The sequence below is a fragment of the Acinetobacter sp. ANC 7912 genome (genome assembly GCF_039862785.1).
GTDB lineage: Bacteria > Pseudomonadota > Gammaproteobacteria > Pseudomonadales > Moraxellaceae > Acinetobacter > Acinetobacter thermotolerans.
On record NZ_CP156795.1, the window covers coordinates 1208579 to 1222443 of the forward strand.

The window sequence follows — 13865 nt, forward strand, 5'->3', positions numbered from 1 at the left end:
GCCAAAGCTAAAAAACAATGTGATCAGGGTGAGGCATTGAGCAGCGTAGGATACGTGTTTGTTAAAAATAAAAATATGTTATGGCCAGCCAGTTTCTGTTTGCTTGCTGTACTACTAACCATTTTCATCATCAATACGGTGGTGGGCTTATTTGTTTTTTATCTTGATCCTACCCAATCGATTTACTGGCATTTCCTGAGTCCCTATCTGATTACCCTGGTCAGCCTGATTATGGCAATCTCGGTAATCTATGAGTTTTATGTATTTCGTGCTGGGGGCTATTCCTTAGCCCGGCAGATGGGAGCACGTCGTCTTAGCTTAATTGAAAGTGTGCCTGAAGAAAGTGCTGCCCTGAAAATTACCGAACAGTTAGCAGATACTTTTTTGATTGAGACACCGGCAGTCTATGTGTTACCAGATGAAGTCGGGGTAAATGCGCTGACGGCAGGTTTTAATCCAAGTAATACTGCGATTATTCTGACTTGGGGAGCCTTGCAGAATCTGGATGAGCTTGAACTGTATGGGCTGCTCAGTCATGAATTTAACAAGATTCTGTCTGGTGAAGCTGCTGAAAATACCCGGTTAAAAATCTTATATAGCAGCTTGACCACCTTTAGTCAGTGGGGCAGCAAGATTGCCAAAAAAGGCTTCTATCGTCTTGGCCAGCCTGCTGAGAACAAGTTTGAAACGCTTTATGTTTCGATTGGTGCGGTTATCTGGCTGATTGGGAGTCTCGGTGTTTTAATTAGCCGGTTTATCAAGTTTATTTCCTTGGGTGGGCGTACTTATAAAAATGACAAGAAAACCCGTCGGCTGATTCAGAATGATGCCAACGTGCAAACGCTGCTACGGATTTATGTACACCATTCCGGCTCGCAGATTCATAGTGAATATGCTGAATCCATTTCACATATGTGTTTTGCCAACTCATTAAGTCCACAAAACTGGTTGAATATCCATCCGAGTATTGAAAAACGGATTTATGAGCTTAATCCATCGCTGATCCAAGACCTGCAGCTGGAAAACCTGAAAAAGCTCAAGAATCAGCCTTTATTTAGCCTATTCCGTTCCCTGGAAGAAGTTGCAGTCAATAATGTTTCCACTTGGAGTTCGCCGCAGCCATTGCCATTATTGCGTCTGTCTCCCATCAGTTTTGCCTTGAAAGATGCGATCAAGCCACTAAATCCTGAAAACCGGGCCAATACCCCACGCCCGGAACTGATCGCACGCGCCTTACAAACCGCAACTGGTTCACGAGAAGTCATGGTGGCGATTCTGATGATCCGCCAATATCGTGAATTTATCCCGACTGAAGCAGAAGTTAGCCGCGCGATTGTTGATTCCTTATTAAATTTGGATGGGCGAGTACATATCTCGATTTTTCGTCAGGCAGTAAAAAATATTGGGGGTATGCCAACCACCGTAGCACGCCAGTTTGCGATGAAACTGGCGCGGATCATTCAGGAAGATGGTGAAATTGGTTTGCTGGATGCCTTGTTGTTGGAATGTGTTAAATATGAATTAAACCTGCTACCGGCACATACCCCAACGGCACTGGAAGAAGTGAAACCGCAAATTGTACGTTTGATTGATGCCTTGTTGCACGTGCAGCAGATCAACAGTGGTAACCAGCTGGAAGTACGCGAGCGGATTTTAAAACGTATTCTGACTCAGAAAGAACTGGAAATGTATGCTGAGATTTCAGATGAACCGATTGATCTGGCAGAGATTCTGAATGATATTTCTGGACTCTTGCTGCGGGATCGTCTCAGTATTTTAGGGGTTGCTGAAGTCTGTCTGTGGAGTGACCGGATTATCACCCAGGATGAGTTTGATGTGATGGAGTTATTGTACTGGCGTCTTGGTTTTGAAACGGATGAAATCATTGACCAGATGCAGAAAAAGAATAGTATTATGATTATTTAGTGGTCAGTTTGTATTCAGCTCTAAATTGCTGGATGATGTTTTAAGGCCCTTGGTGACATATAAAAATTTAGTGAAAATGATTTATTTTGAGATCATCTAATTGTTCAGTGACAAATATCAGAAAACGACTTAAAAAGTTCGGCAAGAGAGTGGGAATCCCGCTAAAATATTCGACCTGAAAATGGTGATGAAGAAAAGATGATTGGGCATCAGCGAGACATACTGGCAACATTAGGAATTGATATCTGGATTCCTCGGGCAGAGCCGTGTCAGCCGCACCAGCCAGCCATCTGGCGAGATCAGGCCCAGCCCGAAGTCATCAGTGAAATTATCTTGCCTGAGCTAAAGGCTAAATCTGTACCCGATAGTATCCCTCTAGAAAATTCTGTACCTACACCTGCGCCGGTGGAACAGGTTACTGAGCCGGTTCAACCTGTAGTAGCACAAGGGCAGGAACTGCGTGATCTGGTGCATGTCGAGCCATTTAGCTTACAAGCCATCAGTCTGGCACATTGCACCCTTGTGATTGATGCCACCACGATAAATGAAGCACAGCAACAGTTATGGGCCAATATCCAGCGTGCGGTATTATGTGAATTTTCGGAGCTGAACTGGCCGTTCCCTTGGGATAATGTACAAGATGGTCGTGGTGTGGAAACCTATATTCAGGGTTTCATCGATGCCATGAGTCACGAAAAAAATATTATTTTCCTGGGTAAAATTCCGCATTATTCCAATAGCAAGATTATTCAACTGGCTTCACTGCAGGAGATGGTGGAGCAGCCGATCCTTAAAAAACGCCTGTGGCAGTTTATGCAAGGCAAACCTGTCTTAATGGAATAATTACGCATGAAGCAAAAAGTGGTGGTATTTAGTCAAATTCATCCAGAAATCCAGAACAAACTCGAACAACAATATAATGTCGTTTATATCCAGCCAAAATTAGGCGATATCAATCAACAGATTTTTCAGCATGTCCAGGATGCAGATGCCATGATTGGGGCAGGGCGTTTGCTGAATCGTGACAATCTGGCCAGTGCCACCAAACTCAAAATCATCTCCAGTGTTAGTGTCGGTTATGACAACTATGACTTGGAATATTTAAATGAGAAGAAAATCTATCTCAGCAATACACCGCATGTGCTGACTGAAACCACAGCTGATCTGGCTTTTGCCTTATTAATGGCCGCGGCGCGTAAAGTCCCGGTATTGGATCAATGGACCAAGCAGGGGCGATGGCAAAGAACTGTGGGTGAAGCACAGTTCAGTATGGATATCTTTGGCAAGACTTTAGGTATTATTGGGCTGGGCCATATCGGTGCCGCAATTGCACGACGCGGCTTTTACGGTTTTAACATGAATGTGTTGTATCATAACCGTCGTGAAAAGCTGGAACTGGCTCAAAGCCTAAATGCAGAATACTGCAGTTTAAACGAACTGTTGCAACGTTCCGATTTTGTGGTGGTCGCGGTTGATCTGAATGCTGATTCCAACGCCCTGATTGGCGCTGAACAGCTGGCTCAAATGCAGTCTCATGCCGTATTTGTGAATATTTCACGTGGTTCAGTAGTGGATGAACAGGCCTTGATTCAGGCATTAAAGAACCGTCAGATTTTTGCTGCTGGTTTAGATGTCTATCAACAAGAGCCATTGCAGCAGTCTGAACTGTTTACTTTAGATAATGTAGTGACTTTGCCCCATGTAGGTTCGGCAACGGCGCAAACCCGTAAACGTATGGCAGAACTGGCGTATCAAAATCTGGTGGATGTGCTGGAAGGGCGTGTACCGCGTTATGTGGTGAATCCACAGTTTCAATAAAATTAAATAACATTTCCTTGCATATATGCCCATTTTTCAATGGTATATTCAGTTGGTTAGGAAAATCGGGCTTAGAGAATTATTCATTGAAACGTTTAGTTTTGGCTTGTGGGTTAAGCGCATCGATTGTGGCGGGGCATAGTGCAGCAGAGACTTTTGATCATAGTTCCATCCAGTTTACGGTACCTGAAATTGGTACCGGTGTTGGGCTGATCGATCAGCAGAAAGAACGCATGATCGGGGAGAAGGTCTATCGTGAGGTACAGCGCCAGCTTCCGGTGATTGAAAACCCGTGGATGGAAGATCAGCTTTTTTCCGTATTTTCTCATATTCTTAGCCAGACTCAACTGCAGCAACCGATTGGTTTGGTGATTGTTAATGATCCACAAATTAATGCTTTCGCAGTTCCGGGCGGACTGTTTGCCCTGAATTTAGGCCTGCTGAATTCTGCCAGAAATATGGATGAAGTGGCGGGAGTGATGGCGCATGAAATTGCACATGTCACACAACGTCATTACAGTCGATCTCAGGAAGCCTTTAAGGGACAGGGACTATTGGCTTTGGCGGGTATTTTGGTGGGTGCCTTGGTTGCGTCACAAGCAGATGGGGATGCCGGTGCTGCCGTGATGATGGGTTCGCAAGCCGCATTGATGGATCAGCAGTTATCTTATAGCCGCAATCAGGAACGTGAAGCGGATCGAATTGGTATGCAATATATGTATGCTTCTGGCTATAACCCGCAAAGCATGGCCGATTTTTTTGAAGTGATGCATCGTTCCACCAGCCGTTTAAGCTTTTTGCCGGATTTCTGGTTTACCCATCCATTGACCACTGAACGTATGAGTGAAGCCCGGTTGCGTGCCAACCAGCTACCCAAAGTAAAAACCAAACTGGCCGATCCAACGTTTGATGTCATTAAATGGTACAGCAAGGTTTTATCCCGTCAGACCACCGAACAGCAGCTGAAATTATTAGCTGGGCAAAACAATTTTGCTGCTCAATTGGCCTTATGTGCTTATTATCTACAACAAGGTGATGAAGAGAATGCTCAGCAGGCATTGGAACAGGCAAAAAAGCATAACCAGATTCATCCATTACTGGTGCTATTTCAGACAGATATTTATCTAGGTAAAAATCAGCTGAATCTGGCTTTAAATAGTGTGCGTTCTGCCGCGACCATTATGCCGGAAAACAGGGCCTTGAATTATAAATATGCCGAAGTGCTGATCCGGATGAAACAGACCGATCAGGCCAAAATGCTAGTACAGCGCTTTCTAAATGCCAATCCACGTGATTTAAGTGCCTGGCGCTTGATGCTGACAGCCACCAATGCTGAGCCTGCGTCAGATCATAAGGCGGTCAATGTGCTGCGTTATCGTGCAGAAGTAGAATATTGGTCAGGCAATGAAGAAACTGCGATTAAATCCTTGTTGCACGCGCAGCGGATCAGTAAGGGGAATCAGTCTCTGTCTGCCACTATTTCCAAGCGTTTAAAACAGATGCAGCAGGAACGTCAATACGAGATCTGATCTTCTTAATATAAGCACCAGATAGATCCTAGTTTATTCGATCTTTGGCGGCTTTTAATTCGACCTTTCTTATACTATGCTGAGCGGCAAATTGAAGCACATGAGAAAGGGTGAATGAAAAATAGATTATTGTGCCTGTTTTTAGTTTGGGGAATATCGACGGGGCATGCGGCAAGCTTAAAGGATTATGCGCAGTCGGTTGAAAAAATCAGTACGGATTACCATCAGCAATCCCGGGAATTTTTGCGTAGCCTTGATCCGCAACAGCAGAATTTGACTGCGGCTCAGCAGTCGGAGTTTTGTAGCATTGTTGGGGGTTATGTGGATCGCTTGCACCAAGCCACCGAAAAAAACCGTGAAGCACTGGATTTTAAGCTACAGAAAATGACAAGACAGGATATTGTGGATCAGGTGAAAGCTTCAAAAATGATGCAATTGCTGCAAAGCAAAAATATAAATTGTAATTTGTAAAATATTGGAATTCGCAGATTCAAATCCCAAGTGCGACACATTTGTAATTAGTTGAAAAAGTTAGGTGTATTCATAGAATCATTAGACTTTTTCAACTCGCAATTGGAAAGCACACAATGAAGAAATACACCCAACTTTCTCAAGATGAAAGATACGAAATTTATGCTACTTTGAAAAGTAAAAGCTCAATCGCTAACCTTGCTCGGGAGTTAGGGCGTTCACGGTCAACCATCTACCGTGAATTAAAAAGAAATACTGGGCAACGTGGATATAGGGCTCAACAGGCAGCTAAATTTGCAAGTCAAAGACGGTACCGTCCTTCCTCATCAATGACAGCATTTGCCTTCGCCTATATTGATTATTTAATTGGCTTGGACTGGTCACCAGAACAAATTTCAGGTGCTTTAACACAACGCGGTTGGCTGGATGTACCTTCACATGAGTGGATTTACCAGTACATTTATCAAGATAAATCAAAAGGCGGTAAACTCCATCTACACTTAAGGCATCAGAAGAAATATCGAAAACGAGGTTACAAAAACACGGATCGTAGGGGGCAAATCATTGATAAAACAAGTATTCACTGTCGAGACCAGGTCATTGATCAACGACAACGTTTAGGAGATTTCGAAGGTGACACGGTGATTGGTAAACATCATAAAGGTGCTTTATTAACCCTTGTTGATCGAAAGAGCCTGTATGTACATATTGTTCATTTAGGATCAACGAGAGCATCCTCTCAAACGATTACTTGTGCGTTAGATCGTTTACGAATGAGCCATGCTTATAGTGTGACATTTGATAATGGTAAAGAATTTTCCGAACACAAAAGAATTACTGATGCCGGGATAGAGACGTATTTTGCTGATCCTTACAAGTCTATTCAGCGAGCTAGAAATGAAAATACGAATGGTTTAATCCGTCAATATCTGCCAAAATCATCATCGTTTGATGACGTGTCAAACGAACAAATAGAGCAGATAGAATTTGCACTCAACCATCGTCCTAGAAAAACGCTAGGTTGGTATACACCGAGTGAAGTTATGGCTGGTTTTTATACTGTTGCACTTGCCGCTTGAATCCGCCATTTTTAAGAATTTGTTTGCTGAGAACTGGCTAGAGAGTTAGTCAGTTCAACGCAAAAATAGATTTATTTACAGTAGAAATTAGGCCAGTTTTGCTTTAATTTTTGCAGAAACTTGTGCAGGATCGGCGCGCCCGGCTATGAGCGGACGCAGAGAATTCATCACCTTACCCATATCTTTCATGCTAGTAGCTTCTTGCGCTGCAATTGTTTGCGCAATGAGGGAATCAAGCTCTTCCTCAGTCATAGCTTCTGGTAGAAATTGAGACAGAACCTCAACTTCAGCTTGTTCCTTACTAGCTAAATCTTCTCGACCAGCACCTTCATAGGCTTTGATCGATTCCTTACGTTGTTTAATTTGCTTTTCAATGACCGCAAGAACCTGAGCGTCGTCAAGTTCTTTGCGCTCATCGACTTCGATTTGCTTAATTGCCGCCTGCAGACTACGTATAACCGTTAACTTGTCCATTTCTTTAGCACGCATTGTTGCTTTTAAAACTTCAGTTATTTGGTTTTTTAAAGTAGTCATTTATCTTGTCCAGGCAGTCAATCACAAATTAATCTTAGTAAAGGCGAGTAGTACGTACTGATTCGCGAGCCAGTTTCTTCTGGTAGCGTTTAACAGCAGCAGCTTTTTTACGTTTACGTTCTTGAGTTGGTTTTTCGTAGAATTCACGTTTACGAACGTCAGCAAGAACGCCCGCTTTTTCGCATGAACGTTTGAAACGACGGATAGCTACGTCTACTGGTTCGCCTTCTTTCAATTTAACTTGTGGCATGAAGAATCCTCATTAAGTTATGGATAAGATCATGGGCCGAATTGCCCGTGATCACAAGTGAAGGTCAGTATTTTACTCATTTACATCTTATATCACAAGCCTATAATAGTTATCGTAATTGAATTGATACAGGTAATAGGCAGTTTAATGATCGTTTTAGGCTTAGAAACATCGTGTGATGAAACAGGACTCGCGCTCTATGACAGCGAGCTGGGTTTACGCGGACAAGTTCTGTATAGCCAGATTAAACTGCATGCTGAATATGGTGGTGTAGTTCCGGAACTGGCTTCACGTGACCATGTGCGTAAACTGATTCCACTTCTGAATCAGCTGCTTGAACAAAGTGGTGTCAAGAAATCTGAAATTAATGCCGTGGCTTATACCCGTGGTCCGGGCTTAATGGGTGCATTAATGACCGGTGCCTTGTTTGGTCGTACCTTGGCATTTGCATTAAATAAACCGGCAATTGGTGTGCACCATATGGAAGGTCATATGCTGGCACCATTACTTTCTAAAACTCCACCAGAATTTCCATTCGTGGCACTGTTGGTCTCAGGTGGTCACTCTCAGTTGATGGCAGCTTACGGTATTGGCCAATATGAATTGTTAGGCGAATCGATTGATGATGCAGCGGGTGAAGCTTTCGATAAAGTTGCAAAAATGATGGGGCTGCCATATCCGGGTGGTCCGAACATTTCCAAACTGGCTGAACAGGGCGATCCGAATGCCTTTGCGTTCCCACGTCCAATGTTACATCAGGATCTGACGTTCTCATTCAGTGGCTTAAAAACCGCAGTTTCTGTACAAATGAAGAAATTGGGTGATGAAAACCGCGATGCCGATATTGCAGCCAGCTTCCAGGAAGCCATTGTCGATACCTTGGTGAAAAAATCAGTCAAGGCATTAAAGCAAACCGGTTTAAAACGTCTAGTGATTGCGGGTGGTGTAAGTGCTAACAAACGTTTGCGTGAGCGTTTAGAAGCCGATTTGGCCAAAATCAAGGCAACCGTTTACTATGCGGAACCTGCGCTGTGTACCGACAATGGTGCCATGATTGCCTTTACGGGTTATCAACGTTTAAAAGCAGGGCAGCAGGATGGTTTGGCTGTCACTACGACCCCGCGTTGGCCAATGACTGAGCTGACAAATCCGGAAGTGGTTTAATGTATTGATTAATACATAGAATGCGACAACAAAAAACCTCATCACTTGATGAGGTTTTTTATATTTATTTACCAATAATGGAAGACCACAAAATATCATCTACTTTTGTATTTCCAAGATAAACGCCCGCTTTTAATGAACGTGGCTCATCCTGACGAATCTTGGTAATCAGTTCATTATCAAACAAACCTTTTTTATGAGTAATGTTGACGCTGCCTTGCTCAGGTAAATGGTGGTAATTATTTAGGCTAATCTCATTCATGATGAATGGGGTAGAACCTGTATCAAAACTAAAGGTATATCTAAATTTTGCATCTAAAGGCTGTCCGATCACTGTGCCTTTAGAATGTAAAGTTCTGGTGCCATTGCTGCCGCTGCCAAAATCATCCACCAGACTAAAGCTATAGTCTTTTAACTGTAAATATTCACGACTATCTGCATTATAGACATCAACTTCAGTCAGCTTATTGCTATCCGTTTTTACCCGTTGAAAACTCAGGTTGGAAATATCGTATTTACGTTCTTTGCCTAAGGAGGATTTTGAAGAAGTATATCGAATAGAGCCTGAAATCAAATATTGGTCTTTCAGACTAAAATCCAAATTGTGGCCATAGCGAACATTGTCAAAAGTAACCGTTGTAGTGTCACTATTCACGGTTTGCGTGATTTTGGAACCTGCTACGAACGTTTTATCCAAAACAATACAGGTTTCTTTATTGGGCTTTAATGTGAGTGTTTTGGTATTGCCATTTGTATTGACTTCAGCACAGGTTAGATTGCCAATTTTGATGCTGTTTACACCGAGGTTATACACCTGCAATGCACGACCTGTCCGGCCAAGCGGATAATCGGCAAAAATCTCACCGACCATATGGGCGAGAGCTTCATTGTAGTTATTTGCAAGTTCACTGGTACCATCTTGTCCCGTAATCGCATTTTTAATTTTGTCCAAAATGGTCTCATCGGTAAATGGGACAAAATCATCAGGCAGTTCAGGGGAAATGGCATCTGGCAAATTTTCTGGTAAGTTGCTAGAAGCTGATTCACTGCTACTTCCACTACCGCCACCGCATGCCGTCAAAAGACCAGCTAATAGCGCTATTCCACTCATTTTATATTTCAGTGTCATGTTTATTCCCTTGGTGCTTATTTTTTAAAGTTATTAAATGACTTTGTTTTTCTTGCTGAATTGATTTTAAGATCAAGTGATTTACCTAATTCGGCAGTTGCAATTTAATCTTAAAATTCATGCAAATTATGCATGAATGATATTGCATTGCAATTTGAGAGATTTTTAAGAAAAATGCGAAAATTTAAGATAGTTAAAGAGGTGTTTTTTTTAAATTATTTAATAATTTTAATTGAGGTGGTGTTGATTTATATTTTTTATAAAACAAATATTTGTTTTAATTAAATGCGTTTGAGAGAAAGCTATATTTTTTATTTGGGTTTCAAATAATAAACTTGAAAAGGGTATAAATTTTAAATGTATTATGTTGGTGCTAATTTGTTTGTAAACGTAATCGATAATTACATGAAAATTGCGAGATAATTAAATTAAATATTTTTTATTTTAATGATTTAATAAACTTCTTTAGATATTAAAAAGCCCAGTTTTGTTAAAGAATAATTACATGATTAAACAAAACTGAGCTTGGAAAATTTTGGGCTAAATTAGATTAATTCAATACCTTGAGCTGTTGTGAACCAATCCAATGCTTTGAGAATTGATAAGCTGCACGGCCCGAACGCTGACCACGGCCTTGGCACCATCGTAAGGCTTCTGCACGTGCTTCTGCAGTCAGCTCCATACCGGCTTTTTTCAGATAGTGCTCCACAATTTCTAAGTAAAGATTCTGATCCATCGGATAGAAAGAGAGCCACATACCAAAACGGTCAGAGAGCGAGATTTTTTCTTCAATCGCTTCTTGCGGATGTAGTTCAGTGTATTGTGGTACATCGACCTTGGTGGCTGGCGTATTTTCATGCATGAATTCCGGCAACAGGTGACGACGGTTACTGGTCGCATAAATCACAAAATTGCTGGAACCAGACTGTAGTGAGCCATCTAAAACACTTTTTAGGCTACGGTAATTTTCATCTTCTGCATTAAATGCCAGGTCATCACAGTACACGATGAATTTTTCCGGACGGTCTGCAATCAGCTTCTGGATCTCTGGTAGATCTGATAAATCATCACGTTCAATTTCAATTAGTCGTAAACCTTGCTCGGCATATTCAGTTAACAGGGCACGGACGATAGATGATTTGCCGGTACCGCGTGAACCGGTGAGCAAAATATCATTGGCAGGTAGGTTATTCAGGAATTGCAGGGTATTCTGAATTACTTTTTCTTTTTGTTTTTTGATGCCTTTTAAGTCATCCAGTGCAATAGCTTTCAGCTTGTGAATTGGCTTGAGCTGGCCATCTTGCCATTTATAGGCATAGGCAGAAAAATCCGGGGCCGTTTTAAGCTCAGGAAGGGTTTGTTGCAGCTGCTGTAAAACAGTGGAAAGAGTATTTAAAATATTGTCAGGTAACTCAATTGTAGCCATGATTGCAGATTACATCGTTTAAATGATGCTGATGATACTACCACTGTAAAAAACGCAGTCAAAGCAAGAAAAATGTGATAATTTGCCAAGGAAAGGAGATTTTCGGCTATTGTCCCGCCGCTATGATCTGTTGTACTTAAATGATTGCAGTTCTTGTGGCGCCAAAAATAAACATAAGGATTACGTATAGCATGCTGTTTAAAGACTTCAATACCCATATCAATCCGCATCAGACCTATCGCATTAAAAAATTAAAACAGCAATTAGAAAATGCCGAGACCTATGAGGAATGGAAATATATTGCATTAAAACTGGATGAAGAAACTGGGGCACAGGAATGGAAGCTTGATAATTCTTCACTATATTTTGATGCAGAAGTGATTGCACATCGTCTGGGTAAATTGCGACGCTATCGCATGCAGCATCGCACTAAAGACTTGATGTATATATTACGTGAAGGGCTGAGCTACGATATTGCCAACATTGCCCATCCTTTACTGTTTATTGAAACCTATGTTGGTACCAAAAAAATCATTGAAGATTATGTTGAAGAAGTCAGTAAATGTCTGGCTTATATTGCGTCTGATCAATGTGAATGTTTAACAGTAGAAGAAAAAATCGAATTCTTTGAGCGCTGCCAGCATGCTTATGGTCAGCCAGCGTTGATGTTTTCTGGCGGCGCAACCTTAGGTTTGTTTCATACCGGTGTATGTAAGGCATTAATGGAACAGGATTTGATGCCCAAAGTGGTATCCGGTTCCAGTGCTGGTGCAATCATGACTGCCATGTTGGGTGTATCCAAGCCTTCTGAATATGCGGATATCCTGAAAGGGCACAACTTCTTTAACGAAGCATTTCATTTCCGCAAATTCCGTGAGCTGATGAAGGGCAATGGTGGCTTTGCCGATGTGAAATACCTAAAAAAATTCCTGGTCGAGAACCTGGGGAATTTTACCTTTGAAGAAGCACTGAAAAATTCAGGCTTGCATATCAATATTGCAGTTGCACCGTATGATGCATCGCAAGATTCACGCATCATGAATGCTTATACCTCGCCAGATTTGCTGGTTTGGAGTGCGGTACTGGCTTCTTGTGCTGTGCCAATCTTGTTTCCGCCAGTACGTCTGACCAGTAAACGCCATGATGGGAAATTCACGCCATATATGGGTGCGACACGCTGGGTGGACGGTAGCGTGCGCAGTGATTTCCCGCAGGAAAAAATGGCACGTTTGTACAATATCAATTACACCATTGCCAGTCAGGTCAATCCGCATATCGTGCCATTTATGCAGGATGATGCTTCACGTTTCCGTAAAGATATGCTGAGCTGGCCGCAACGCATTGCCCGTCGTCAAGGCAAGGTGTTTGCCAAAGGCTTGATGGACTTTACTCGTGAACGTGCTGGCAGTATTCCACCGGTACGCCGTCTGCTGGATCATGGTTATGGCGTGGTAGATCAGCGCTATTATGGTGATGTGAATATTGTCGGTAAATATGGCTTACGTCACTATACTTATATGCTGCAAAACCCGCGTCCGCATCTGTTTAAAATCCTGCAACGTGAAGGTGAGCGTGCCACCTGGCCGAAAATCTCCATGATTGAAACTCAGGAGCGGGTAGGCAAAACCATCCAGCATTGTCTGGAATTGTTAAATTTTCAAAATGAACCTGAAGAGCAGACCCAAGAATACATTCCCGTTGACATCTGAAGAATTGCAGCAGATTCAGTTTGAGTTGCAAACCAAAGCCCGTAGTTTGGCCTTTGGACGCCGTTTATATCGAGGCAGGCTGGGGGAGCAATTCTATTGGCTGAAGGTACAGCAGCCTGACGCAGCTTTATATAGCAAGCAGGGCTTTGAAAATGAGTGGAATTTTTACCAATCATTCTTAAATAATCATGAAGCTGATTTTCTCACTCCTTATCAGTTGATTGATCATGAAATCACAGTGAAGGATGAGCAATATCAGCAGGGAATTTTATTGCGAGATTGCCCTGCGCATTTTGCTGTATCACCGCATAAATTAAGCTTGAAACAAATACAAACTCATTTACTGGCAAGTCTGGATGCAGTGATGCATCTCTATCAATGTGGCTATCTACATGCCGATCTGAAAGCTGAACATTTTGTTCAGTATGAGGGTCGAGTCAGGTTGATTGATTTTGAACAGGTTCGACGATTCAGCGATGTTCCATCTCAAAGCTTGGATGCAACACCACGGTATATGGCGCCTGAGTTGTTTCATGGCGAAGCGAAAACAGTGCAAACGGAAATTTATGCACTGGGCATCATTTGGCTAGAATGGTTGATGCAAACCCGACTGAGGGCAGGTGATTATGAAGACTGGGCTTATTTACATTGTCGGCGCCTGCAAATTCAGTTGCATACTCAATTTCAGTTATTTCAATCGGTATTAGAAGGCATGCTTGCCAAGCAGAAAGCCAATCGTTTTACCGATTTTAAGCAGATTCGAAGTATTTTATTCACTGTAATTGACTGATAAAAATACAAAAAACAACAATCTGCTTTTTATTTGCGCA

General features: G+C 42.2%; 13 protein-coding genes. 9 read left to right on the forward strand and 4 right to left on the reverse strand.

Annotated features, from left to right (window positions below; translation table 11 throughout):
- Positions 1-36: 36 nt before the first annotated feature.
- From ABEF84_RS05965 to ABEF84_RS05990, 6 genes are all read left to right on the forward strand, one after another.
- Positions 37-1926: a M48 family metalloprotease gene (locus tag ABEF84_RS05965; protein ID WP_347453874.1), complete on the forward strand. Its 1890-nt coding sequence runs from the start codon at positions 37-39 to the stop codon at positions 1924-1926.
- A gap of 198 nt (positions 1927-2124) precedes the next feature.
- Positions 2125-2769 (forward strand): hypothetical protein, encoded by a 645-nt coding sequence (locus ABEF84_RS05970; RefSeq protein WP_347453875.1) that lies wholly within the window; start codon positions 2125-2127, stop codon positions 2767-2769.
- A gap of 6 nt (positions 2770-2775) precedes the next feature.
- Positions 2776-3744, forward strand: coding sequence for a D-glycerate dehydrogenase (locus ABEF84_RS05975; RefSeq protein WP_347453876.1), 969 nt, complete (start codon positions 2776-2778; stop codon positions 3742-3744).
- Between the two features lie 86 nt (positions 3745-3830).
- Positions 3831-5273 (forward strand): M48 family metalloprotease, encoded by a 1443-nt coding sequence (locus ABEF84_RS05980; protein WP_347455650.1) that lies wholly within the window; start codon positions 3831-3833, stop codon positions 5271-5273.
- A gap of 114 nt (positions 5274-5387) precedes the next feature.
- Complete coding sequence (locus tag ABEF84_RS05985) at positions 5388-5744, forward strand: hypothetical protein (RefSeq protein ID WP_347455651.1); 357 nt, start codon at positions 5388-5390, stop codon at positions 5742-5744.
- A gap of 116 nt (positions 5745-5860) precedes the next feature.
- Entirely contained in the window at positions 5861-6823 is a 963-nt protein-coding gene (locus ABEF84_RS05990) for an IS30-like element IS18 family transposase (RefSeq protein ID WP_075174500.1), read from the forward strand.
- A gap of 87 nt (positions 6824-6910) precedes the next feature.
- On the opposite strand, the gene ABEF84_RS05995 is transcribed toward ABEF84_RS05990, so the two are convergent.
- On the reverse strand, positions 6911-7357 hold the full coding sequence (locus ABEF84_RS05995) for a GatB/YqeY domain-containing protein (protein ID WP_034584132.1): 447 nt from the start codon (positions 7355-7357) through the stop codon (positions 6911-6913).
- 34 nt (positions 7358-7391) lie between these two features.
- Positions 7392-7607 carry a 30S ribosomal protein S21 gene (gene rpsU, locus ABEF84_RS06000; RefSeq protein WP_001136722.1) on the reverse strand — a complete coding sequence of 72 codons (216 nt, stop codon included), beginning with the start codon at positions 7605-7607 and terminating at the stop codon, positions 7392-7394.
- 147 nt (positions 7608-7754) lie between these two features.
- Between rpsU and tsaD the strand changes: the two genes are divergently transcribed.
- Complete coding sequence (gene tsaD, locus ABEF84_RS06005) at positions 7755-8771, forward strand: tRNA (adenosine(37)-N6)-threonylcarbamoyltransferase complex transferase subunit TsaD (RefSeq protein WP_347453880.1); 1017 nt, start codon at positions 7755-7757, stop codon at positions 8769-8771.
- 64 nt (positions 8772-8835) lie between these two features.
- Here tsaD and ABEF84_RS06010 read toward each other — a convergent pair whose 3' ends face one another.
- Positions 8836-9900, reverse strand: a complete 1065-nt coding sequence (locus ABEF84_RS06010; protein ID WP_347455652.1) for a hypothetical protein — start codon at positions 9898-9900, stop codon at positions 8836-8838.
- Between the two features lie 550 nt (positions 9901-10450).
- Positions 10451-11326 (reverse strand): ATP-binding protein, encoded by an 876-nt coding sequence (locus ABEF84_RS06015; protein WP_347453882.1) that lies wholly within the window; start codon positions 11324-11326, stop codon positions 10451-10453.
- A 191-nt stretch (positions 11327-11517) separates the two neighbouring features.
- Between ABEF84_RS06015 and ABEF84_RS06020 the strand changes: the two genes are divergently transcribed.
- Both ABEF84_RS06020 and ABEF84_RS06025 read left to right on the forward strand, forming a co-directional pair.
- The gene (locus ABEF84_RS06020) at positions 11518-13035 is read left to right on the forward strand and encodes a DUF3336 domain-containing protein (protein ID WP_347453883.1); all 1518 of its coding nucleotides are present in this window, start codon (positions 11518-11520) and stop codon (positions 13033-13035) included.
- 25 nt (positions 13036-13060) lie between these two features.
- Positions 13061-13825 carry a protein kinase domain-containing protein gene (locus ABEF84_RS06025; RefSeq protein ID WP_347473798.1) on the forward strand — a complete coding sequence of 255 codons (765 nt, stop codon included), beginning with the start codon at positions 13061-13063 and terminating at the stop codon, positions 13823-13825.
- The last annotated feature ends 40 nt before the right edge of the window (positions 13826-13865 follow it).

What these genes read in the sequence shown, in the direction of transcription:
- rpsU (WP_001136722.1), bottom strand. Translation starts at nt 7,607, where the DNA reads ATGCCACAAGTTAAATTGAAAGAAGGCGAACCAGTAGACGTAGCTATC.
- ABEF84_RS05970 (WP_347453875.1), top strand. Translation starts at nt 2,125, where the DNA reads ATGATTGGGCATCAGCGAGACATACTGGCAACATTAGGAATTGATATC.
- ABEF84_RS05995 (WP_034584132.1), bottom strand. Translation starts at nt 7,357, where the DNA reads ATGACTACTTTAAAAAACCAAATAACTGAAGTTTTAAAAGCAACAATG.
- ABEF84_RS05990 (WP_075174500.1), top strand. Translation starts at nt 5,861, where the DNA reads ATGAAGAAATACACCCAACTTTCTCAAGATGAAAGATACGAAATTTAT.
- ABEF84_RS06010 (WP_347455652.1), bottom strand. Translation starts at nt 9,900, where the DNA reads ATGACACTGAAATATAAAATGAGTGGAATAGCGCTATTAGCTGGTCTT.
- ABEF84_RS06020 (WP_347453883.1), top strand. Translation starts at nt 11,518, where the DNA reads ATGCTGTTTAAAGACTTCAATACCCATATCAATCCGCATCAGACCTAT.
- tsaD (WP_347453880.1), top strand. Translation starts at nt 7,755, where the DNA reads ATGATCGTTTTAGGCTTAGAAACATCGTGTGATGAAACAGGACTCGCG.
- ABEF84_RS05975 (WP_347453876.1), top strand. Translation starts at nt 2,776, where the DNA reads ATGAAGCAAAAAGTGGTGGTATTTAGTCAAATTCATCCAGAAATCCAG.
- ABEF84_RS05985 (WP_347455651.1), top strand. Translation starts at nt 5,388, where the DNA reads ATGAAAAATAGATTATTGTGCCTGTTTTTAGTTTGGGGAATATCGACG.
- ABEF84_RS06015 (WP_347453882.1), bottom strand. Translation starts at nt 11,326, where the DNA reads ATGGCTACAATTGAGTTACCTGACAATATTTTAAATACTCTTTCCACT.